Origin of the sequence: Polyangium jinanense, assembly GCF_028435265.1 — a bacterium.
GTDB lineage: Bacteria > Myxococcota_A > Polyangia > Polyangiales > Polyangiaceae > Polyangium > Polyangium jinanense.
The window spans coordinates 231578-254027 of record NZ_JAGTJK010000002.1 but is presented as its reverse complement, the minus strand read 5'-3'; the positions used below and the strand labels follow the sequence as shown (position 1 = coordinate 254027).

The following is a 22450-nucleotide window of genomic DNA, read 5'->3' as shown; positions in this document are numbered from 1 at the left end:
GTTCATTCGTCTCGGTGCTCGGCGAAGCCGAGCACGCGCATGCCGAACGAGGCCGCGAGGAGGATCGCCGTATCGAGCGGAACCTGGGCGCCTTTCACCTTGTTCTTCGCCGGATCGACGTACAGATCCGAGGAGCGGGGGAACTGCGCATTGCGAAGGTCGCAATCATCGAAGCGCGTCCCCGCGAAACGGCACTCCTCGAACACAGCGCCGGAGAGGTCCGTCGCCGCGAAGACCGACTCGGTGATCCCGCACCGCGTGAAGTGCGTCTTGCGCAGCGCGAGCGAGTCCATCACGGTGTATCGGAGGTCGCAGTCCTCGAAGGATACGTCGGGGAACTTTGCGATCTTCGTCCAGTTGATCCCCATCAGCTTGCAAGACTTGAACGTCACGCCCCGCAGCGAGAGCATGGTGACGTCGGCTTGCCGCAGATCACATTCCTCGAATGTGCAGCCCTCGAGCCGAGTCCGCGACCATCGGGCCTCGCTGAGCTTGGAGCGTCGAAATACGCAGGAGGAGAACTCTCGATCACGCAGGTCCGCTCGTTCGAGAGTGACCTTGTCGAATGTCTCGCCGTCGAACGAATTCTTGCCTTCGAATGGGTTCATCTGGCGATCATCATAGGCCGGTCGCCATCTCGGTTTCAATGCCTAAGGCTTTTCCGTGATCTTGTTCTTCACCCGCACCGGCTTCTTCCCGGCCTCCTCCGCCTCCCACATCAAAAATTGCTCCGGCGTGACCTGACCGGCGACCGCGGGCGGATCGGCCTTGGGCTCGTGCTGCACGCGCATGAACCTCTCGTCGATCAGCATCGTCTCGTAGTTTCGAGCGAATTGCACGGCCGACACGGCCCCCGCGCCCGCCACAGCCACCACCACCCCCGCGGCCACCGACCGCCGCACCCGCCGCTTGCGCACGCCGACGGGACAATCGGAGGTCATCACCGTCCCGTCCTTCCGCTGGAAGTACCGGACGCAGAGGTTGCCCTCCTTCTCGCGAATGAGCTGCTCGGCCTCCTGGCCGGTCATCGCCGAGAGGTTGTACACGTTCTTTTCGCAGGACGGACAGAACCGCGCGTGCTCGTCGCCCACCATCTTGTTCCAATCGGCAGGGCACGGGGCCGCGACCTGGACCTGCGAAAGCAAAGGCAAGCGCCGCCTCTCTTCGAGCCGGCGCTCGACGTCCGCGAGCGCCTTGCCGAGCTCCGCCTCCTCACGCGACAGGCCTTCGAGCTCGCGCCGCTGCTCCTCGATCTGCGCGAGGCGGGCCTCGATGTCGGCCTTTTTGGTTTGCAGGGCGTGCTCGTCGTCGCGATAGGCCATGGCCCTTGGACGCACGATCTGGCGCCGCGGTTTGCGGGGGGGTGTGAAAATTCGCGGCGGCGCGCTCCGTTGCGGGCGCTCAGCGGATCTTGCGCGTGGAGACCAGGAACGGATTGACCACGTTCGCCGGCACCGTCGTCCCCGCCGCCTGCGTGGCCGGCGTCTCGGTGCTCTTGCGCGGGAGCGGGCGCGGCACGGGCTGGGGCTTCGGGAGGGGCCGGGGCTCGGGCTCGGCGACCGGGCCGAGCGCGAGCTCGATCGAGGCCTTGGCCTTGGCAATCTGGGCGAGCGCATTCGCGCGCTCCCGGGGGCGGGCGGCGGTGGCTTGCTCGACCTCCTGCTCGGCGCGTTCGAGGAACGCGAAGCCCCGCGCAAGCTTGAGCCGCGTGATCTGCTCGGCCGTCGGGAGATCCGCATCACACGCGGCCGACTCCTGCACGGCGCCCCGACCCACGACGACGACGAGCGCCCCTGCGAGCACCAGCGTCGAGACCTTCCACACGTTCACCATCACGTCCTCCCTCCGAGCGCGAGCGTCGCGCGCTCGTCACGTGGCGAGGTCGGGCCTTTCTGTGACCAACTTTTTTTTCGGGACGAGGATATCCTCGCCGCCATGACGGCCCCGTCCGCCCCGAAGGTCACGGAGGAAAAGTCCGGGACGAACGTCCGGCGCCCGCTCGCCGACCTCGCCGCCCTGAAGGAGGAAGTTCGAGGACAGCGTGTTCGGCGCGATCAACGAGCGGCGAAAGAAGACCCACACCCGCGACAACGAGACGCCGATCGACGATCAGGATGCGTTCGTGATTTACGCGCTCACGGAGATCGTGGCCCGCGAGGTACTGAGGCGCGGGGAGGAGGCGCCGGTCGATTGAAGCGCGGGCGCGGTCAGGGCGAGAGCTCGAGGAAAAACGCGTCGAACCCGCCGGCGCTCTGGGGCCCGTTGAAGGCGCCCACGAGCTTGCTCTGGAAGCCGCCTACGAGGAGCGGACGGCCCGTCTTGGGGGAGGCGCCGACAGCGGTGATCCCCTGCGTCCAGGCGTCGCCATAATCGTGGCCCCAGACCACCTCGAGGGTCCCGCCCCGCAATTTGAAGGCGCAGGCGTCGGCGTCGAGCGCGCCCTCCGTCTGGAGGACCGTGATGCCGAGCTGGAGCTGCTGCGAGAACGTGCAGCCAATGACCACATCCCCGGCCGGATCGAATGCGACGCCCGTGCCGGCCTGGATGCCGGGTCCCTGGAAAGCCGCGCTCCGGAGCAGCGCGCCGTCCGTCGGCGCATAAAACGCGGCGAACATGTCCCACACGTTCATGTCATTGTTCGTGTATTGCTTGCCGAGGAGGTCCATCGACCCGCCGCGAAAATTGCCGACGAGCGCGATTTCGCCGGTCTTCTTGGAGATGTCGATCGCGTCGACGAGCTGGTCGCCCGACCCGCCCATCCTCTGCGCCCATTTCGCCTCGCCCGACGCCACGTCGAGACGCGCGAGGAACATGTCTTTTCCCTGGGTGAGCTCACCCTCGAGCGACCCAAGGGAGCTTTCCCCATCCATGAGCCCGGCCGCGATGACGCCGCCGTCATCCGTGACCGCGAGCGCGTAAACCGCCTGAAACCCGCCGCCAAGCACCGGCAGCTGCCAGCGGAACGTGCCGTCGGGCTTGTACGACACCACGAACCCGTCGCCCGTACCCGACGCCTCGAGCGCTGCCTCGCCGCCGAAATTCACCGACCCCGCGAACGAACCGCCGAGGTACACGTTGCCGTCCGGATCGAACGCGACGGCGTGCGCCACCTGGTAGAACTCGTTGCCGAGGGCTTTGACGTACCGGAGCGCGCCCTTCGCGTCGAACACGGCCAGAAACGCGTCCCGTGAGTTCAACTGCGAGGCGAACGACGCGATCCCGATCTGGAGCGTGCCAATGAAATACCCAGCCACCGCGACGTCGCCGTTCGGCGCGACCGCGAGGCTCGCGATCTGGACGAGCGTGCCATCCGGCCCCGGCACGAACTTGCCGGACCAATCCTCGACATGCCCTTCGGGGCCGATCCGGGTGAGCAGGGCGTGGCCCTCTTTCGGAATGCCATCGGTCTCCGCCGTCCCCGACCCGAAGCCGCCCAGGAACACCACGCCGTCGTCAGAGGCCGCGACGGCGTGGAAGGCGTCGTCCTTCGGCGTGGCGACCCCGTGCGCGAGGGCAACAGGTGTCCCGTTGCAGGTCACCTCCGCGGTGCAGCCCTCGCCCAATCCCGGTGGAGGCGGCGGCTCGTATTGCGTGACCGTGCAACCCCCCAGACCCGAACCGAGAACGACCGCAAGCGCAAGCTTCCTCATACGCCATCTCCCGTCGAGCGCGGGCCGTCGCCTTCCGAGCGGCGCGAACTCGACGCAATGCGCCAGATTGTCGCGGCGCCTGGAAGCGGCGTCAATGTCTGGAAATGTGTAATCTTTTTCGCGGGGGAGGCGCGAAGGGGGCGAGGCGGGGGAGCTCAGCCGAGGGCGGCGAGCGCGGCGTCGTAATTCGGCTCCTGCGCGATCTCGGGGACGAGCTCGGCGTGGATGACCTTGTTGTCACCGTCGAGGACCAGCACGGCGCGCCCCGCGAGGCCGGCAAGGGGGCCGTCGGTGATCTCGACGCCGTAATCCTTGCCGAACGAGGAGCGGAACGCGGAGAGCGTCTCGGCCTTGTCGATGCCCTCGGCGCCGCAGAAGCGCTTCTGTGCGAAGGGCAGGTCCTTGGAGATGTTCAGCACGGTCACGCCCTTCTCGGACGCGAGCTTGTTGAACGTGCGCACCGAGATGGCGCAGACGGGCGTGTCGACGCTCGGGAAGATATTGAGGATCTTCTTGCCCGAGAACGACGCGAGCGAGGCCTCGGAGAGGTCCGCCCGGACGAGCTTGAAATCGGGCGCCGCGCTGCCCTTCGCCGGCAGCTCGCCGGACGTGTGAATCGGATTGCCCTTCAGCGTGATCTTCGCCATGTGGTGGTCTCCTGTTCGGTTTGGCGCGAGTGTACACACAAGGGCGAGCGCCACAAGGGGCGAATCTCACCCTACGTGACGTCCGGGAGACCCGCGATGCCCACGAGCTTCGCGCTCACCTCGTAGAGACGGCGCTGGAGCGCGCGATCGTGTGAGGTCTGCGACGAGGCCTCCTCGTGCTCGTCGGAGAAGTATTTGCAGGTGACCCCGGCGAGCGCGGGGTCGATCGCGAGCCGAACGGACGTGGCGGCGCCCTGCACGACCGTGCCCCCGCCCATCCCGAAGCCGCTGCGCAAGAGCTTCGTGCTGATGACGCCCGGATGCAGCGCATTCGCCGTGACGTTCGTGCCCCCGAGGCGCCGACCGATTTCGTAGGTGAAAAGCACGTTCGCGAGCTTCGACGTGGCGTACGCCGTATAGCCGTGGAAATACCGCTCCGAGGTGAGGTCGGTGAAATCGATCTGCCCGCGGGCATGGGCGATCGAGCTCACGGCGACGATGCGGCCGCCGTCGCTCTTCTGGACGTGCGGGAGAAGCAGGTGCGTGAGCAGGAACGGCGCGAGGTGATTGACCGCGAACGTCGTCTCGAATCCGTCCTCCGTGAGCTTTCGCTCGTGCATGAAGACGCCGGCATTGCTCAGCAGCACGTCGAGCCGATCCACGCGGGCCATGACCTCCGCGGCGAGCGCGCGGACCGCGGCCATCGACGAGAGATCCGCGGCGACGGGCAGGAGATCGCTCGATCCGCTCTCCCGGGCGAGCACGTCGCGGACGGCCTTTGCTTTTGCCAAGGTTCGCCCGTGCACGAGGACGCGGGCGCCGCGGCGAAGGAGCTCGAGCGCGGTCTGGCGTCCGATTCCGTCGGTCGCGCCGGTGACGAGGACGATCCGCTGCTGGGACATGATGCCGGCTGCCTTTTCTCCCCTCGCGCGGGAGGCAAAAGGGATAAGGGGAAGGAATCAGGACGTCAAGGTGCGGGGGCGGGCTCGGGCGGTCCGGCGTCCTTGACCGCCACGGAGCCGATGAGCGACATCGAGCGGCGCTCGTAGTTCGGGTCGTCGCCCAAGGACTCGAAATAGATCCGCGTCCCGTCCTCGGAGAAAACCGGATATCGCTCTCTCCAGGGGTTCTGGGTGAATCGACGGACGGCCTGCTGCTCGATGTCGAACAGGTATACGTCCCCGGCCTGGGTGAACGTGACGAGCTTGCCGTCGGGCGAGAAGCTCGGGTTTTCCGACACCGACCCGATCGCGAAGCGCTGGAGCTTGCCCGCCTCCACGTCGAAGATCGAAAGGTTGGTCCCCTCCATGACGAGCTTTTTCCCATTGCGGCTCGCTTCGAGGGCCGAAAAGCGGGTGTACTCGGGCACCTCGTAAAGCGGCTTCACCGCGGGCGGCGAGGCCCCGAGGTCGGCGACGTACAAGATCTGGTGCGGGGGCTTGGGCGCGGGCTTGCCCGATTCCTCCGCGTCCGGGGCGGGCGGATCGTCCTGCGAAATGGCCTTGTGCAGGAACGCGAGGCGGTTCGGGTCGAGCCAGGCGAAACCCGAGAAGAAGCCGCCCTCGGGCCCGCGCTCGTAGAGCGTCTTGCCGTCGTCGAGCGAGACGACGATCAGGTTGCCCGGGCAATCGCGGCACGGGCGATCGTAGAGCGCGGTCGCCTTGCCGCCGGGCGCGACCTTGGGCGAGGAGAATCGATGGTCCTCGTCGAGGCGCAATCGCCGCGCCTTGCCGTCGGGCTCGACCACGGTGAGCGTCTTCGCCCAGCCGAACAGGTCCTCGGCGAAGACCACGCGCCCGCCGTCCGGCGCGGCCGCCGGATAACTGAAGAGGTGGTAGCCGCTCCAGAGCAGCTTTCGTTCGCCGCCGGGCTTTCGCCATTCGAGGGTTTCGAGCCCCGTGATCCACGAGAGATTCATGGTGCGCGGCGCGACGAACGGCGTGATGTCGGCCGTCTTCACGAGAAACCCGGGCGCGGCCGATCCGCCGAGGGCGTCGTCCGCGCCGATGATGCTGTGGTAGGTGACCTTCGCGGGGCCCTTGTCGAAGTCCTTGCGGCGCTTCTCCAGGTCCTCGTAGGCGCGCTGCGCGTCTTCGAGGCGGCCGCCGCGGACCTCGACGTATTTTTTCGCCTTGGCGACGTGGTCGGCGAGCTTGATGTCGTTGCCCTGGAAAATGCTCTGGATCGCCGGGTGCTTGATCAGGTGCGGCACGACCTGATCGAAGGCCTGCAGCGCGAGCGTGTCGGCGAGGTGGCGGAAGGCCTCGCTCTTCGTGTGGCCGCCCGACCAGCTGACGAGGCGGCCGCTCTGCGCGACCTCGTCGCGGACGTGGCGCAGCTCGAACGAAGCGTCGGCGCGGAGCTCGAAGTAGCCGCCCTCGACCGGATGCTCGATCATCTCGGGGGTCAATTTGGCCTTGACGACGAACGCGGCGCGGAGCTTCTTCGCGGCCGCCTCGGGGCTCTCGCTCTCGCGCAGGACGTCGAGCACCTCGGGGTCGCCGGCGCGCACGGGCTCGAAGCCGATCGCGTCGAGGCGCTGGCAAAGCTCGTTCACGAGCCTGGCCGAGGCGCGCGAGCCATCCCAGAAGTGACCGTCGAGGTCGACGGCGACGACGACACGCAAGGGCTCGGGCTCGCCGAGGGAACGCAGGCCGAAGAACCCGGCCGCGCCCGCGAGCACGGCGAGCGCGCCGGCGATGGGCCAGAAGCGGCGCTTTTTGGGGACGAGCTCCGGCGGGATCTCGGTCTCGGTCTCGGCAGGCTCGACGGGAGTGGTCATGGCCGTACGTTCGCGCATAACCTCGCGGCGAGCGGGAGGCAATGGTAGCGTTGCCCGCCCGAGGCGAGGGGGGAGAGGACATGCTCGGGATCGGAGACACCCTGGGGGGGCGGTTCGAGCTCGTGCGGCTCGCCGAGACCGGCGGGATGGGCGAGATTTACGAGGCGCGGGAGCGCGCGACCGGCGAGCGGCTCGCCGTGAAGGTGCTCCGGACCGGCCGGGAAGAGGCGGCCGAGCGCTTCGAGCGGGAGACGCAGATCCTCTCGACGTCGTCGCACCCGCATATCGTGCGGTACGTGGCGCGCGGGGCCCTGCCGACCGGAGAGCCCTGGCTCGTGATGGAATGGCTCGAAGGGGAGGACCTCGCGAGCCGGCTCCGGCGTGGTCCGCTCGGCGTCGCGGAGGGCGTTCGATTGCTGCGCGCCGCGGCCGGGGCGCTCGGCGCCATGCACGCGCGCGGCGTCGTGCATCGGGACGTCAAGCCGAGCAACCTGTTCCTCGTGGGCGGGTGCATCGAGGGATTGAAGGTGCTCGATTTCGGCATCGCCCAGCTCCCCGGGGCCTCGCGGCTGACGGATACGGGGTTGATCCTCGGGACACCCGGGTACATGGCCCCCGAGCAAGCGCGGGACCGGGAGACGGTCGATGCGCGGGCCGACGTGTTTTCGCTGGGCGCGGTCCTGTTCGAATGCCTGACCGGAAGGCCTGCGTTTCGAGGCGGGACGTTCCTGGCCGTCATGAGCAAGACGCTCTTCGAGGAGCCGCCGCGGCTGCGGGACCTCGTCCCGCGCGCGCCCGAGGGGCTCGACGAGCTCGTCGCGCGAATGCTTTCGAAACACGCGGAGGACCGGCCGGCCGATGGACGGGCCGTCGCCGCGGCCCTCTCGAATGCGTGGATCACGGACGACGTCCCGGCCCCGGAGCGGCCGCGGAGCGCCATTACCAGGAGCGAGCGGCGCATGATCGTGCGGCGGCAGATCGCGGAGGGTCCGCGGCTCCTGCTCGGAAAGCCCACGCCGTGCGTGGGCCGGGAGCGCGATCTCGACATGGTCACGCGGATCTTCGACGAATGCGTGGAGGACGGGGTCGCGCACGCCGTGCTCGTCGTGGCGCCGCCGGGGATGGGCAAATCGCGCCTTGCGCACGAGCTTTTGCGGGTGCTGCGCGCCCGGGGCGAGCCTCTTTCGATCTGGAATGCGCGGGCCGATCCGCTCCGGCAAAGCTCGGCGCTCGGCCTGCTCGGCCAGGCCCTCCGCGTCGCGTGTGGTCTTCGCGAAGGTCAGCCGCTCGAAGCGGCGAGGGACGCGCTGCTCACGCGCATCACGACGCGCATGGGGCTGGCGGGGCAGCCCGTGGCCGAGATGCTCGGCGAAATCGTGGGCGTGCCGTTTCCGGACACGGAGACCCCGAGGCTCCGCGAGGCGCGCAAGAATGCCCAGCTCCTCGCGGATCGAATCCAGGACGCCTGGCTTTCCTTCCTGCAAGCCGAATGCAGCGTGGCGCCGGTGCTGCTCCTGCTCGACGATCTGCAATGGAGCGATCGGCCGACGGCGCAGCTCGTGGACGCCGCGCTGCGGGAATGCCGCGGCTCGCCGCTCCTCGTGCTCGCGCTCGGGCGGCCGGAGGTCCACGACGTCTTCCCGAACCTCTGGTCGAAGCGGCGCTTTTATGAGCTCCGGCTCCGGAAGCTCGGCCTGAAAGCAAGCGAGGAGCTCGTCCGGCACGTGCTCGGCGAGGCGGCCTCGGAGGAGACCGCCTCGCGGATCTGCGCGCTCTCCGATGGCAATGCGTTTTATCTGGAGGAGCTCATTCGCGCGGCGGGGGAGGACCGGACGACGCTGCCGGAGACCGTGGTCTCCATGGTGCAATCGCGGCTCGCGCAGCTCGATGGCACGGCGCGGCGCATGCTCCGGGCGGCCAGCATTTTCGGGGAGACGTTCTGGGCCGGCGGGGTCGTGTCCTTGATGGGCGAGAGCCATCACGCCTCCGAGGTGCAGTCCGCGTTCGCGCGGCTCATGGACGGCGAGCTCGTCGTGCGGGTGCGCGAGAGCCGGTTCCCCGGCGAGGAGGAATTCCGCTTCCGGCACGCGCTGCTCCGGGAGGGCGCGTATTCGATGCTGCTCGGCGAGGATCGCGCGCTCGGCCACCTCCTCGCCGGGCAATGGCTCGAACGGCACGGCGAAGAGGACCCGTCGGTCCTGGCCGAGCATTTCGAGCGCGGCGGCGACCTCGAACGCGCCTGCCATTATCACGCCCGCGCGGCCGAGCGGTCGTTCGCGCATTTTGATCTGGATTCCGTCCTCGTTCATGTGGAGCGCGGGGTCTCGTGCGGGGCGGCCGGCGAGGTGCTGCTCACGCTCCGGAGCTGGCAGCTCATGGCGCACGATTTCCGGGGGAGCTTCACGGAGGAGGTGCTTCGCCTGGCCGAGGAGGCACGCGCGACGGCGAGGCCCGGCAGCGCCGCGTGGTACAGGGTCACCCACGTCTTGTGCTCCCATTGCATGTTCACCGGCCGGCGGGAGTACGCCATCACGCTCGCGAGGGAGGTCGCCGCGACCACGGCCGACACCTCGGCGCGCGCCGCCGTGATGGAGCTCCTCGTGGTCGTCGTCGGGGGGCTGGTCGTGGCGGGCGAGGGCTCGATTGCGCGCGAAATGCTCGATTACTTGCGGCGCGTGGAGGATCGTTTGGAGGAGACGGACCTCCTCGAGCGCTGCCATGCCTGGCAAACCCGAGCGTGGTACCTCATGGCGCGGGACCATGATCCCTGGACGAGCTTCGTCCTCTTCCGGAAGGCCGCCGCGGGCTTCACGGAGGTAGGGGACCTCCGGCAAAAGGTGTTCGTGGAGAACGGGGCCACGGCCATGCTGTTCTGGATGGGGCAGCGCGAGGCGAGCATCGAGCACGCCCGAAAGGCGCTGGCGCTCGCCCAGCGCGTGCGGGATCCGCTCGTCCTCGGGTTCGCCCAAAGCGCTCTGCAATGGGCCCTGCTCGAGGACGCCCGGCACGTCGAGGAGCAAAACCGTCTTTCGCGCGAGAGCGTCCACGTCTACCCCAGGCCCAGCCTGTTCTCGGCGTTCGCCCATGTCTGCCTTTCGAGCACCGCGCTCCACGAAGGCGACCTCGCGAGCGCCGAGGCGGAGGCCCGCATGGCGCGGGACGGCATGGCGACGACGCCGAGCTATCGGTTGCTCGCGTCGTCGTACCTCATCACGGCGCTCCTCCGGCAGGGGCGCGCGGCCGAGGCGCGTGAAATGGCCGAGCAGGACCTCGGGCGGATCGAAGGGCCCGGGAGCATGGGCGTCGGCGAAAGTCGATTTCGTCTCGCCGTGGTCGAGGCGCGATGGGCGACGGGAGACACCACGGCAGCGCGCGAAGCATGCGTCGAGGCGAGGGACGTGCTCATCGCGACGGCGGCGCGCATCGAAGACCCTGCATTTCGACGGAGCTTCCTCGAAGACGTGCCGGCGCATCGAAGAACCCTCGCGCTCGCCGAAGAAATGGGCCTCGGAGGGACGCATTGAACACGGACCGAGGTCTCTCGCAGGCCGAAGCGAAGAGGCGCCTCGCCCTCCACGGACGCAATGTGCTCCTCGGCGCGACACGCCGCTCCGCCGCCCTGGAGCTTTTGGCTCGTTTCAAGAACCCGCTCATTCTGCTTTTGCTCGCGGCGTGCGTCGTCTCGGCGGCGACGGGGGACCTCGAGAGCTCCACGATCATCATGGTCGTGGTCCTCTTGAGCGTGGTGCTCGATTTCGTGCAGGAGCACCGCGCCGGCCGCGCGGCCGAGGAGCTGCGCAAAGCGACGCGGGTCCACGCGACCGTCGTGCGGGACGGGGCGGCGCGCGACGTGCCCACCGAGGAGGTCGTCCCCGGCGACGTCGTGCTCCTCGCGGCCGGCGACCTCGTCCCCGCCGATGGAACGCTGCTCGAAGCGCGCGACCTCTTCGTCAATCAGGCGCTCCTCACGGGCGAGCCGTATCCCGTGGAAAAACACCCCGGGTCGAGCGACGCCACCGCCGCGGTCTTCATGGGCACGTCCGTGATCAGCGGCAGCGGCAAAGCATTGATCACGCAGACGGGGACGAACACGGAGGTCGGCAAGATCGGCGTCGCATTGACGCGGCAGCCGCCGCCCACGGCGTTCGAGCTCGGCACGCGCAATTTTGGCCTGCTCATCCTGCGCCTCGCGATGTGGATGGTGCTGTTCGTGCTGCTCGTGAATCTCGTCCGCGAGCGCACGTGGCTGACCTCGTTCATGTTTGCCCTTGCGCTCGCGGTGGGGCTCGCGCCGGAGCTCTTGCCCATGGTCGTCTCGGTGACCCTGGCGCGGGGCGCGCTGCGGATGTCGCGGAAGAAGGTGCTCGTCAAGCGGCTCTCGGCCATTCACGACCTCGGGAGCATGGACGTGCTCTGCACGGACAAGACGGGGACGTTGACCGAAGCGCGCATTCGCCTGGAAAAGCACATCGACCCGCAAGGCCAGGACAGCCCGCGGGTGCTGGAGCTCGCCTACCTCAATAGTCATTTCGAGTCGGGCCTGCGGAGCCCGCTCGACGAGGCGATCCTGCGGCACGAGGCGGTCGACGTCCGGGGCTGGGAGAAGCTCGACGAGGTGCCGTTCGATTTCGAGCGGCGGCGCATCTCGGTGCTTTTGCGGCGCGACGGGTACGTGCGGCTCGTCGTGAAGGGCGCGTTCGAGGAGATCCTGCGGCTCTCGACGCATTACGAGGGGAGTGGGCCCGAGGACATGCGTCCCCTCGACGCGGCGGCGCGACGCGCCTTTTTCGCGCGATTCGAGGACCTCGGGCGGGAGGGCTACCGCGTGCTCGGGATCGCCTGGAAAGCCGAGTCGCCGGAATGCCGGCACGTGGTGACAGGCGACGAGATCGAGCTCGTCTTCGCGGGCTTCGCCGCCTTCGAGGACCCGCCGAAGGAGAGCGCGGGGGCGGCGCTGCGAGCGCTCCGCGACGCGGGCGTGTCCGTGGTGATCGTGACGGGGGACAACGAGCACGTGGCCGCGCACGTCTGCAAGACACTCGGCGTCCCGGTGCGCGGGTGCCTGACGGGGACGGAGCTCGACGCGCTCGACGTGCACGCGCTCGGGGCGCGCGTGGAGACGACGAATTTGTTTTGCCGGCTTTCCCCGACGCAAAAGAACCGGGTGATCCTCGCCTTGAAGAAACGAGGGCGGGTGGTGGGTTATCTCGGCGACGGGATCAACGACGCGCCGTCGTTGCATTCGGCGGACGTGGGGATCTCGGTGGACAGCGCGGTGGACGTGGCGAAGGAGGCGGCGGACATCATCCTGCTCGAGCAGGACCTATCGGTGGTGGCGGATGGAATCGTCGAGGGGCGGCGGACGCTCGGCAACATCCTCAAATACATCCTGATGGGGACGAGCTCGAATTTCGGCAACATGTTCAGCATGGCCGGCGCGGCGCTGTTTCTTCCGTTTCTGCCGATGCTGCCGGCGCAGATTCTCTTGAACAATTTTCTGTACGACCTCTCCGAGCTGCCGATCCCGACGGACCGTGTGGACCCGGACTTCGTGGCCCGCCCGCACCGGTGGGACATGCCGTTCATTCGTCGGTTCATGCTGACGATCGGGCCGGTGAGCTCGCTTTTCGACTTCGCGACGTTCGCGCTGCTCTTGCACCTGTTCCATGGCGACGAGCGGCTGTTCCAGACGGGCTGGTTCGTGGAATCGCTGGCGACGCAGGTGCTCGTGATTTTCGTGATCCGGACGCAGGGGAATCCGCTGCGCGGAAAGCCGAGCCAGGCGCTTCTGATGACGAGCCTGCTCGTGGTGGCGCTCGCGATGTTCCTGCCATTCACGCCGATCGGGCCCAAGGTGGGGTTCGCGCCGCTGCCGCCGGTGTTTTTTGCTGTGCTCGTGCCGCTCGTGGCGGCGTATCTGGTGACGGTCGAGGTGGTGAAGCGGTGGTTTTATCGGCGGTTCGGGTGGGGTTGAGAGGCCGCCCGATCCGATGCGGGGACGTATGCTTTCCGTACATCACGAGGCCGTTCGCTCTGGCACACGAGCTGCCCTTCGGAACGCATGAGGACCAAACGACGAATGACCACGGCCATCATGGCCGGCGCGAGCTTGCTGCTCGTCGCGACCCTTGGGAACGCGCTGCCCGCCTACAGGATCGTGCGATTTTATTATTCCTCCGGCAGTTATGCGACCATCGTGGGGCGCGAGACGGTCATGACCTGCTTCGGCCGGCCCAGGGGCAACACGCTGCGCGGGATACGCACGAACCATTCTTGCGAGATCGAGATCTGGTGCGGGTCAGGGAACCCTCCCGCGCCCTCGGAGCCGATCTGCGAGAGCACCGAGTGACGTGGGCCGCGCCTCTCAGGGAACGACGTCCCACCTGTCCGACGCGCCCATTCCGGTCGTCACGAAGATCGGGGTGCCCAACACCCCCGACTGCGCGCTGCCGCCGTACGCGATGGAGAATGCGTGCGGCGCGGGTATGCTGATCCGCCACCGCTGGCCGTCCACGGAGCGATCACAACGCTGCATCGTGACCAGGTCCCCGGGCGACGGCTCGACCACGGTCATGCACATCGGTTCCCGCAGCACCCTGCTCAGGCCGACGGAGCGAACGGCATGGAGACCCCCAGGGAGCTGGAAGACATCCCATCGCTGGAGCAGCGAATCACCACAATCCCCGTTCCTGACGAATGTCTCCGTCGCGCGCATGCAATTCCCCGTATTGACACTCTTCAATTTCACGGCGGTGGCGGTCAATGCCTCCGCTTCCTCCGCCACGCTCCCCGCTTCCTCGCCCGCCTCCCCGCATCCCGAAAGCGCGAGCAGGCTCGCCGCGACGGCCACGTACCCGAACGATGTTCCTTCCTTCATCGCGCGCCTCCCTTCCCCGCATGGGCGCCCCATGCATGGATCACGCGATACGTTGGGCCAATGCCCAGCCGAGGCAAGATCGGTCCTCAGAGGTGCGGCGGTGGCAAGATGGCGCACGCCGTCGACCTGTTTGCATCCCTGGCGCTGAGCACCGCGGTATCGTTGTAAAACACCGCGCGAATCATGGTCTGGTGCTCGTGCCCGAGGTCGATCTGCACCCTGACGCGCTGGCAGTGGTGGAGCGTGCCCGAGGGCAACGAGAGGTGGACGAACCCCCGTTTTCCTGGAGCGATCCGATGGCCCAAGGCGAACCCTCCTCCGGCCGTGGGCCCGTAGATCACCCCCGTTACCACATTGTCACCGATCGCGACCGACATCGTGGCGTCCGAGCTTTCCCATGCCACATTGCCTGTATTCTTGATCGTGACGTTGACGCTTTGGGAGTAGGTTCCCGTGACGTCGTCGTTCACGACTTCGGTGAAGCTGAGGCTTATCGGGACGAGGTCGACCGTGGGCAGCGCCCACGCTCGTGTCGGTGACAAGCCCATGGCGACGAAGGCCGCCCCGAAGAACCACACGATGGGTGTCTTCATCATTTCCTCCCCTATGGCACGACCCACCATTTCCACTTCTGAACGGGGGGCGGCGCCAGCGGCAGCGCGTTCACGGTGAGCGGCGCGCCCGCGCCGTTCCCCCGCAAGAACGACGGGACAACGCCCGCAGGGGGCACATACCGTATGAAATGCGACACCCCCGCCCCCGTACCGGCACCGATCTGCCACCGCGCGGTCGCAGGATTCCCACAGTTGGTCCGATGGACGACTCCGCCGACGGGCAGCATGCATCTGTCGACGCCGGCGCCGGGTGCGGCCCAGCGGATCCTGTAAAACCCCCCGGCGCCCAGCACGACGTCCCATCGAAAGGTTGGATTTTGCGACTGGCAGCGGCCGCTGCGAACGACCTTTTCGCGCAGGTCGGCAACGTACGCGCAGTACCCCGTAGAATCATTGCGCAGCATCACGTTCGCGACCGTCTGCGGCTGCTCGGCTTCCGCCACGCTCTCCGGGGTCTCTGCCATCGCCACGCTGCACAAGGACAGCATGGCAGCGCCGGCTGCGACGACGAAACCAGCGATCCATCCATATTGCATGACGCCCCCCTTCTCGTCCTTCGGCCCCGCGGCGCGCCGGCCGGAGCTCGAAGACCCTGCGAGTATTTCATCGAGGCGTGCCGGCCGGCCGTCAAGGACAGCCGCGTAGCTCGAGGCTCGTTCAGGCTCGCAACCGGCGATCGTGCTCCATGGCCTCGTAAACCGAGGAGGGAATGGATGGCTGTCCGCCGAGGACCTGGTTCCAAGCCTCTCGCATCTGCCGCGCGCAGCGAGCGGGCGGCATGCGCCCGGTGGCCGTCCCGAGCCCCGGACAGAGCACGGTCCGAATGGGCTCGGCGGAGCTCTCGTTATGCGAAAGCACCGCGAGCAGCGCGGCGCGCATCGCGAGGTACGCATGGACGGTGTCGCTCACGTCCGCGGGGACGCGCATGGTGGGCGCGCTGATGCACCAGGGAATGGCCGGGTGGCCTGTCGGAACGACGATGGCCTGGCCCACGGGAAGCTCGCCGCCGAATCGTGTTGCGAGCGTCGCCCGCAATTGCTCTTCGAGCTTTGGGCCCAGGTGGTACGTGTACACCGCGTCGATGCCGCCATCCATGAAGCCAAAGCTATTGGCGGGGCTGACCACGGCGTCCGCGCGAAGGTCGATGGGATCACTCGCCGTGACCGGGCCGGGTCGATCGGTGAACATATCGCCATGGGAGACGGTGACCCCCGGCACGCCGGCGAACTCCTCTCGCCAGGCATGCACCAGCGCTTGGTTCAAGTCTCGTAGGTGAATCGAGAGCGAGATGGGCATGGGTGGAACGAGGATGCCCCACTTCGCCTCCACGCGCGACCCTTAAGGTGGCGCGCAATCCACGGACAGGAGAGACGCCGTGCCGTCGTCGGTCATGGGGAGCGGGACTCCGCTGCAAGCCCTTCTGGGAAAACACGAGATCGAGCTCCTCCCCGTCTGCCTTTTCTTCTTTCGGCGCGCTCGGCGGGGCCGCCGGTGTCGCGCCTGTGCCGGGCGACACGGTGTACCAGGGTTCGAGGTCGAGCGCAGACGGCCGAACGTCCGTGGGGAGCCGAGCTCGACGTCCGAATGAGGATACACACGCCCTGCACGTTGACGCCGCTCGTTCGGGAAGCATAGATTGCCGTGGAACGAGCGGGGGTATCATGATGATGAAGACGAACCGGGCACGTTTGGGCATCGTCGTCGGCTGCGCATTGCTCGCCCTCACCGGGGCATCGGACGTCACCGCGGATGAACCCGTGCGCGAGGACTCCATGGAGCTGCGTACGGAACCCGTGCGGCCGGAGGTCAGGGTCGCCATTTCCACATCCATCGCGGTCGCCATCCGCGCGCTCCGGGATGCGCAAGCGTTCGCCAATTCGGCCGCCGTCACCGGGCCGGGTGTGTCGGCGATCAGCCAATCGCTGGCACAGGCGCAGAGCGTGCTCGGGAGCGCCCTGGCCGTCTCACGATCGGACTCCTTCAGCCGGGGCGACGCAGCGGCCATCGCGAAGTCGATGGAGGACGCCGCCTATATCGACTTCGGCCACGCCCAGGTGGTCGCCAATTCCAGTGCGATCACGCGCGGCGGTCCGGGGCTTTCCCGAGCGCTGGCGCGGGCGCGGAACAGGATCGACGACGCCGTCGCAGTCGCCGTTTCCGTGGCCGGCAGCGGGGAAATCCGATGAACACGCACCGGGACCCCCACGCCACCAACCGTCCCGGTCCAACGAGGTGCTGACGGAGAGGCTGGGGGCGGGTCGCGGCCCGCCTCTCCGTGCACGTTCACGCCCGCAACAGACGCCATCCCCCATACCTCGCCAGCAGGTCCGCTCCGGCGCCGCGCCAACCGCCCCCCGGACCGCCCGGATCGTCGCCCGGCGCATCGCCGCGCACCCCTGCGACCGTCCGGACCTCGCTTTGGCGCTTCGCCAAGCCTCGCCCGGATCGCCCCGACCTTCGCCTGGCGCATCGCCGAGCACCATCCCGACCGCCCGGCCCCCCCTTCGGCGCACCGCCAAGCGCGCCCCGGACCGCCCCGACCTCCGCTTGGCGCACCGGAGAACCCCTCCCCCACCGCCCCGGCCTCCCTTCGGCGCGTCGCCAAGCGCGACCCGGGCCGCCCCGGCCTCCGCTTGGCGCACCGGAAAACCCCTCCCCCACCGCCCCGACCTCCCTTCGGCGCGTCGCCGCTCCGTTCTGGAGCACCGCCGCTCCATTTTGGAGCACCCAACCGCTTCGTTTCGGATCACTCCGCCTTGGCCCGTCCCACCCAACCCCCCATTTTCCGCCTCTTCCACCCCTGGCACCGCCCTTGCTGCATCACCCCCCGAACCCGCCGCGCGGCATCCCGCCGCGCTCGTTTCAGCGAGGTGTTTCCCATGTCGACCAACAATTCCCCCGCCAAGCTCTCCCGCGCCCAGAAAGCCACCATCGGCCGCAAGCTCCACGACAACCTCATCCTCCGCGCCCAAAAAGGCCCGCCCGAGCCCATGCTCGACGCCTTCATCCCCCAGCTCGACGCAATCACCATCCGCCTCGAAACCCACGTGACCGGCAAGGACGAGACGAGCGCCGCGCGCGCCGCGCATGCCGACCGCAGCGAGAAGGCCGATATCGAGGTCGATACCCTCGCCCGGCACATCGAGGGATACATCGACATCGAGGCCAGCCGCCGGGCGGGTCCTCATGTCGCCTCGGCCCGCGCGCTCCACACCGCCGCATTCCCGCGTGGGCGCGCATTCCTCGATGATTACATCCCCGACCAGAACCAGGAGATTCGACGAATCCTCTCCGTCCTGCGCGCGCCCGAGCATGCACCGACGCTCGCCGGGATCTCGTTTCCCATGGTATGGCTCGACCGCCTCGAATCCGCGGTCGAAGAGAGTGACTTCGCGCTCGCCGAGAAAGCCACGGCGCGTGGAGCCATCGGCGACCATATCAGCCTGGGCAAGGGTGCGGAGGCCGCCTGGGTCGACGTGGTCGGGCGCCTGCGGAAATACCTCGAATCTCGCGCTCCGGCAGGGAATGTCGAGATCGCCCTGGAAAATGGGGCGCTGCTCGCCCCGCTGAATGACGCCATCGCACACGCCAAGGCCGTGGCCGCCGCGCGCGCGACGCGCCGCAAGAAGAAGCCGGCTGCGCCGGCTGCTGCCGCGCCCGCCGCCGAGCCCACCGCCTGACCTCACCCTCCCCAACCCTCCCTCTCCACGCGTGGAGAGGGAGGGAGTTTTTCCCCTAAGGCGCCCGATAACGCGCCGTCACCCACACCGTCCGCCCCGGCAGCGGAAACCCCAAAAAGTCACTGACAGGCACCGCGACCGACGTCCGTGACAGCGGCGACGGCACGCGCAATGTCCGCACGTCGAACAGGTTCTGCACCTCGACGCCCACGCGCAGCGACGGAATACCCGGGACGTCGAGCGACGCGCCCGCGCCGTGGAACAGGCGCGGCGGGACCAGGATCGTGCCCGCCGTATCCACCGTCGTGCCCGCCACCGCGTCGATCCCATAACGCAGCCGCACCGGGCCGAATCGGTATGCCGCATCGTACGAAAGGTCGTGCAGCGGGCGGCCCGGTAAGGGCCTGCCATGCGCGAGCGGATCCTCGCCGAGGTTTTCCGTGTGCATGAGCGTGTAGCTCAGCGTGGTCGCAAAACGCGTCCCGGTGAGCGAGGCCGAGACCTCAGCGCCCGCGATACGCGCCGCGTCCACGTTGCCCGCGCGGAACGTGCTGCGGCCGAGCGGCAAGAAGACGATGAGGTCACGCGCCGACGTGACGAACCCGACGAGCTCGTAGTGAAACGACACGCGACCCGCCGCGACGTCGCCATGCACGCCGACGTCCGCCGCGAGCGCGCCCTCGACACGCAAGCGCGGGTCGCCGAGCAAGCTGCCACGATCCCCGTAGAGCTCGACGAAGCTCGGGAAGCGGCGAAGCGCGCCCGCGTGCGCCGAGAGGATCGCCGCATCGGCGAAGCGGTAGGAGGCGCCGACGTGGCCACTCGGGACGAGGTCGCTCGCCGTGGGGTCCGTGTCGCCCGTCGGAGAGAGCGAGGAGGGGACGTCGGTCGCACGGTCGCGTCGCGCGTCGAGGCGCGCGGTGGCGAAGAGGCGGAGCGGTTCGAACGGGCGCGCTTCGAGCTCGACGCCGAGGCCACCCGCGATACGTGATGCCGTGACGCCCACGAGCACGGTGCTCGTCTCGGGAGGCGTGAGGGACTCGCCGCGGAGGTCGAGGAAGACGCCGAGGCTCGATCGCGCGACGCGAGGGAACACGGCGCGGTAGCCAAGGGAGCCGCCCGCCGCGAGGATCGATTGCCGCGCGTCGATGCCGACGCGCGTGGGATCGATCTCGCCGTTCGGATCCGAGAAGGTCGCGCCCTCGCGTCGTCCCCACGCTTGCAAGCGGAGCGAGCCACGCAGGGCGTCACGCACGGTGGCGTCGACGCCGAGGACGAGGCGATCCGTTTCGAGGCGCGGGAGCAACGTGGGGTACGTGGCCGAACCGGGCAGACCGACGCGGCGCGCGTCGGCGAGGAAGGTCGCGCCGATCGTGCCCCACGATCGTTCGAGCGCGACGCGGCCGATCGCCCCCGCGGAGACGGCACTCGCGTTCGTGCGCGTGCGCGTGTCGAGCTTGTCCGTGCGCGGGTTCGTGATCTCGTACGGGAAGTCGCCATCGGAGCGCGCGCCGAAGACGCCGAGGCCGATCGTGACGTCGCCGATCTTGCGCGCGTCGCCCGCGCGGACCTTGAGCGCGCCGAAAGAGCCCGCGAGCGCTTGCCACTCGGTGCGCGCGCCCGCGAGCGGCGTCGGCGGATCGATGACGAGGACGCCGCCGAGGTAGCCCGTTGCGCCGAGCGAAGCAGGCGCGAAGCCGCGGTAGACGCGGAAGCTCGCGCCGGGCCAGAGCGGGAGCGAGCCGACATCGAGCGAAGGATCCGCGCCGCTCGTGAGCGGAATGCCGGCAAGCAAGACGCCAACCTGCGTGGACGCCGAGCCGCGGATGGAGAGCGTGGACTGCGCGCCGTCAGCGCCGAGACGACGGACGTGTACGCTCGGCAGCTCGGCGAGGATCGAGGCCGCGTCGATGGGCTCGCGGGCGCGTTCGTCGCTCGACGCGCGCGTGACGAACGCAGGCGCGGTGGAGCCACGGATGGTGACGTCGATGGGCGCGGGCTTCGCCGGTTCCTCGTCCGCCCGGACGCGCAGAGGAGCCACGAGCGCCGCGACGAACGCAGCTGCGACGAGGAAACGTGCGCTCGTGCGAGAGGACATGCCGATCCGGGACGAGGGTCACCCGTGACGCACGGGGACGAACCGCGCCGCTCGTAGATCGATCCACACCGCGAGGCGAGCGTTTGCTGCGTCGGTGCCGCCCTCGACGCAAAAAGCCGCAGAGATTGGCTTCGCGCTGGAAACCGGAGTTACCACCGAGCGAACGAGTTGATGCTGGTTCCTTCCTTCCCGGAAATTCTCTTGCTACGAAGGTTCCATGAAGACGCGCACGACACACCACTTGCTCGCTGCAGGTCTCGCTGCTGCTGGGGCCTTCGTGGCGTACTCGCCAGACGCCCACGCCGTCGACTGGGTGATCAAGAACCCTTCGCAGCACCCGGAGTACCGGGCTGAGCTCGAGCCGCACGCCAACTTCATCCTCTTCCGACGCGGCTACGGCGTCGGTCGCTACGGCAGCGGCGCCGAGCTCGGCGGTGGCTTCCGCGCCACGATCGAGCTCGCCGATCCGATGTTCATCAAGAAGATCAACAACACGATCGGCATCTCGTTCGGCCTCGACTTCACCCAGTGTCGCTACTGCCGCTACTACCGCGACAACTACGCGATCTGGTCGCCCGTGGCGCTCCAGTGGAACTTCTTCCTCACGAGGAGCTGGAGCGCGTTCGCCGAGTTCGGCGGCATCGTCCGCAGCGAGGGCGCCTTCCGCTACGTCGACATCGACCCGGCCATCTGGTTCGGCACGCGTATCCACTTCAACAACGACATCGCCCTCACGTTCCGCCTCGGCTACCCGATGTTCAGCGTAGGCGTGTCCTTCTTCGTCGGGAGCTGAAAGGCCTCCGCGGCCGGTCCGCCTCCCTGCCCCCCACCGCTCCCCGCCCCCCGGGGACGGACCCGCCCTGGCGGGCGCTTCGCTCGCCTCGCCCCCTCGTTCGAGCCAGAAAGCACGGTAAAGCTGGTCATCCGAGCTTATCTCGCGCGTGCGGATCGTCCGCCGGGCAGGTAAACTGACGTCGATGTTCGGGATCCTGGCCCTCGCCTTGCTGATGGTCGTCCACGAAGGCGGGCACTTCCTCGCCGCGCGTATGTTCGGGATGCGCGTGCTGAAGTTCTCGATCGGGTTCGGACCGACGTTCTTCAAGGTCTCCCCGAAGGACGGCTACTACTGGTTCACGTCGGCCGCCGAAAAGGTGAAGCTGCGGCTCTGGAAGCACGACGCCGAGAAGCAAGGGCCGACGGTCTACCAGGTCGCGATCATCCCGTTCCTCGCGTACGTGCAGATCGCGGGGATGAACCCGCTCGAAGAGGTGGACCCGAAGGACAAGGGTAACTTCTCGAACGGGAGCCTGTGGGGCCGCATCGTCACGATCTTCAGCGGCCCGCTGGCGAACTACGTCTTCGCCTCGGTGTTCTTCTTCGGCGCGACGCTCTACGGCGGCAAGGCAGCCGAAGCCGTCATCAACAACGAGCGTCAGCTGCTCACGTACGTCGACGCGGTGCCCGGAAGGCCAGCGCAAGCGGCAGGGGTGCAGCCGGGCGACAAGATCGTCGAGGTCGCAGGCGCACCCGTGACGACGTGGAACGAGATGGCGGAGCAGATCTCGAAGCGTCCGGGCGAGCCGATCAAGGTGGTGATCGAGCGCAAGATCGACGACAACCACGAGGAGCGCAAGACGCTCGACATCACGCCCACGAACGAGGACGGCAAGGGCAAGATCGGCGTCGCGCCGCACAAGCTGCCCGTGCCGATCAAGGATGCGGCGATCTTCGCGCTGACCGAGCCGCCGAAGGTGGTGAAGAGCATCGGCGCAGGTCTGTCGCAGCTCTTCCGCGGCAACACCGACGACCTCGGCGGCCCGCTGCGAATGATCAAGGAGACCGAGGACGCCGCAAAGCAAGGGCTCGCCGCGTACCTGTGGCTGCTCGGCGTGCTGTCGGCCTACATCGGGATCTTCAACCTGCTGCCGTTCCCGGCGCTCGACGGCGGGAGGCTCGTGTTCCTCGCATACGAGGCGGTGACGCGGCGCAAGCCAAACGCGATGGTCGAGGTCTACACGAACGGCTTCGGCATCCTGACGCTGCTCGGGTTCGCGCTGTACATCACGGTCTTCAAAGACGTGCCGCACATGCTGTCGAAGTGA

The 22450-nt window shown here is 68.1% G+C and carries 20 protein-coding genes; 8 read left to right on the top strand and 12 right to left on the bottom strand.

Annotation, left to right across the window (positions count from 1 at the left end; all coding sequences use genetic code 11):
- Positions 1-2: 2 nt before the first annotated feature.
- The 3 genes from KEG38_RS05390 to KEG38_RS05380 all read right to left on the bottom strand — a co-directional run bounded on the left by KEG38_RS05390 (position 3) and on the right by KEG38_RS05380 (position 1833).
- Positions 3-608, bottom strand: coding sequence for a pentapeptide repeat-containing protein (locus tag KEG38_RS05390; protein WP_272417948.1), 606 nt, complete (start codon positions 606-608; stop codon positions 3-5).
- Positions 609-650: 42 nt separating this feature from the next.
- Positions 651-1322, bottom strand: coding sequence for a hypothetical protein (locus KEG38_RS05385; RefSeq protein WP_272417947.1), 672 nt, complete (start codon positions 1320-1322; stop codon positions 651-653).
- Between the two features lie 79 nt (positions 1323-1401).
- Entirely contained in the window at positions 1402-1833 is a 432-nt protein-coding gene (locus KEG38_RS05380; RefSeq protein ID WP_272417946.1) for a hypothetical protein, read from the bottom strand.
- Positions 1834-2041: 208 nt separating this feature from the next.
- On the opposite strand from KEG38_RS05380, the gene KEG38_RS05375 reads away from it, so the two are divergent.
- Complete coding sequence (locus tag KEG38_RS05375) at positions 2042-2194, top strand: hypothetical protein (protein ID WP_272417945.1); 153 nt, start codon at positions 2042-2044, stop codon at positions 2192-2194.
- 13 nt (positions 2195-2207) lie between these two features.
- Here KEG38_RS05375 and KEG38_RS05370 read toward each other — a convergent pair whose 3' ends face one another.
- The 4 genes from KEG38_RS05370 to KEG38_RS05355 form a co-directional block, all read right to left on the bottom strand.
- The gene (locus tag KEG38_RS05370; RefSeq protein ID WP_272417944.1) at positions 2208-3650 is read right to left on the bottom strand and encodes an NHL repeat-containing protein; all 1443 of its coding nucleotides are present in this window, start codon (positions 3648-3650) and stop codon (positions 2208-2210) included.
- 155 nt (positions 3651-3805) lie between these two features.
- Complete coding sequence (gene tpx / locus KEG38_RS05365; RefSeq protein ID WP_272417943.1) at positions 3806-4297, bottom strand: thiol peroxidase; 492 nt, start codon at positions 4295-4297, stop codon at positions 3806-3808.
- Between the two features lie 71 nt (positions 4298-4368).
- On the bottom strand, positions 4369-5199 hold the full coding sequence (locus KEG38_RS05360; protein ID WP_272417942.1) for an SDR family oxidoreductase: 831 nt from the start codon (positions 5197-5199) through the stop codon (positions 4369-4371).
- 65 nt (positions 5200-5264) lie between these two features.
- A complete protein-coding gene (locus tag KEG38_RS05355) occupies positions 5265-7079 on the bottom strand; it encodes a TolB-like translocation protein (protein ID WP_272417941.1) in 1815 nt (604 codons plus the stop codon).
- Between the two features lie 80 nt (positions 7080-7159).
- Between KEG38_RS05355 and KEG38_RS05350 the strand changes: the two genes are divergently transcribed.
- From KEG38_RS05350 to KEG38_RS05340, 3 genes are all read left to right on the top strand, one after another.
- The gene (locus KEG38_RS05350; RefSeq protein WP_272417940.1) at positions 7160-10603 is read left to right on the top strand and encodes a serine/threonine-protein kinase; all 3444 of its coding nucleotides are present in this window, start codon (positions 7160-7162) and stop codon (positions 10601-10603) included.
- Positions 10600-13053 (top strand): magnesium-translocating P-type ATPase, encoded by a 2454-nt coding sequence (gene mgtA / locus KEG38_RS05345; RefSeq protein ID WP_272417939.1) that lies wholly within the window; start codon positions 10600-10602, stop codon positions 13051-13053. The genes KEG38_RS05350 and mgtA overlap by 4 nt, the downstream gene beginning before the upstream one ends.
- A gap of 105 nt (positions 13054-13158) precedes the next feature.
- A complete protein-coding gene (locus KEG38_RS05340; RefSeq protein WP_272417938.1) occupies positions 13159-13428 on the top strand; it encodes a hypothetical protein in 270 nt (89 codons plus the stop codon).
- Positions 13429-13443: 15 nt separating this feature from the next.
- Here the strand turns inward: KEG38_RS05340 and KEG38_RS05335 are convergent, their stop codons facing one another.
- The 4 genes from KEG38_RS05335 to KEG38_RS05320 form a co-directional block, all read right to left on the bottom strand.
- A complete protein-coding gene (locus KEG38_RS05335) occupies positions 13444-13956 on the bottom strand; it encodes an RICIN domain-containing protein (protein WP_272417937.1) in 513 nt (170 codons plus the stop codon).
- 86 nt (positions 13957-14042) lie between these two features.
- On the bottom strand, positions 14043-14549 hold the full coding sequence (locus KEG38_RS05330) for a hypothetical protein (RefSeq protein ID WP_272417936.1): 507 nt from the start codon (positions 14547-14549) through the stop codon (positions 14043-14045).
- Between the two features lie 11 nt (positions 14550-14560).
- Positions 14561-15106 carry a ricin-type beta-trefoil lectin domain protein gene (locus tag KEG38_RS05325; RefSeq protein ID WP_272417935.1) on the bottom strand — a complete coding sequence of 182 codons (546 nt, stop codon included), beginning with the start codon at positions 15104-15106 and terminating at the stop codon, positions 14561-14563.
- Between the two features lie 121 nt (positions 15107-15227).
- Positions 15228-15899, bottom strand: coding sequence for a macro domain-containing protein (locus KEG38_RS05320; RefSeq protein ID WP_272417934.1), 672 nt, complete (start codon positions 15897-15899; stop codon positions 15228-15230).
- Between the two features lie 332 nt (positions 15900-16231).
- On the opposite strand from KEG38_RS05320, the gene KEG38_RS05315 reads away from it, so the two are divergent.
- Both KEG38_RS05315 and KEG38_RS05310 read left to right on the top strand, forming a co-directional pair.
- On the top strand, positions 16232-16756 hold the full coding sequence (locus KEG38_RS05315; RefSeq protein ID WP_272417933.1) for a hypothetical protein: 525 nt from the start codon (positions 16232-16234) through the stop codon (positions 16754-16756).
- A 693-nt stretch (positions 16757-17449) separates the two neighbouring features.
- A complete protein-coding gene (locus tag KEG38_RS05310) occupies positions 17450-18250 on the top strand; it encodes a hypothetical protein (protein ID WP_272417932.1) in 801 nt (266 codons plus the stop codon).
- A 55-nt stretch (positions 18251-18305) separates the two neighbouring features.
- On the opposite strand, the gene KEG38_RS05305 is transcribed toward KEG38_RS05310, so the two are convergent.
- Positions 18306-20348: a TonB-dependent receptor domain-containing protein gene (locus tag KEG38_RS05305; RefSeq protein ID WP_272417931.1), complete on the bottom strand. Its 2043-nt coding sequence runs from the start codon at positions 20346-20348 to the stop codon at positions 18306-18308.
- A 217-nt stretch (positions 20349-20565) separates the two neighbouring features.
- On the opposite strand from KEG38_RS05305, the gene KEG38_RS05300 reads away from it, so the two are divergent.
- Both KEG38_RS05300 and KEG38_RS05295 read left to right on the top strand, forming a co-directional pair.
- Positions 20566-21141, top strand: a complete 576-nt coding sequence (locus KEG38_RS05300; protein ID WP_272417930.1) for a hypothetical protein — start codon at positions 20566-20568, stop codon at positions 21139-21141.
- A 184-nt stretch (positions 21142-21325) separates the two neighbouring features.
- Positions 21326-22450 (top strand): M50 family metallopeptidase, encoded by a 1125-nt coding sequence (locus KEG38_RS05295; protein ID WP_272417929.1) that lies wholly within the window; start codon positions 21326-21328, stop codon positions 22448-22450.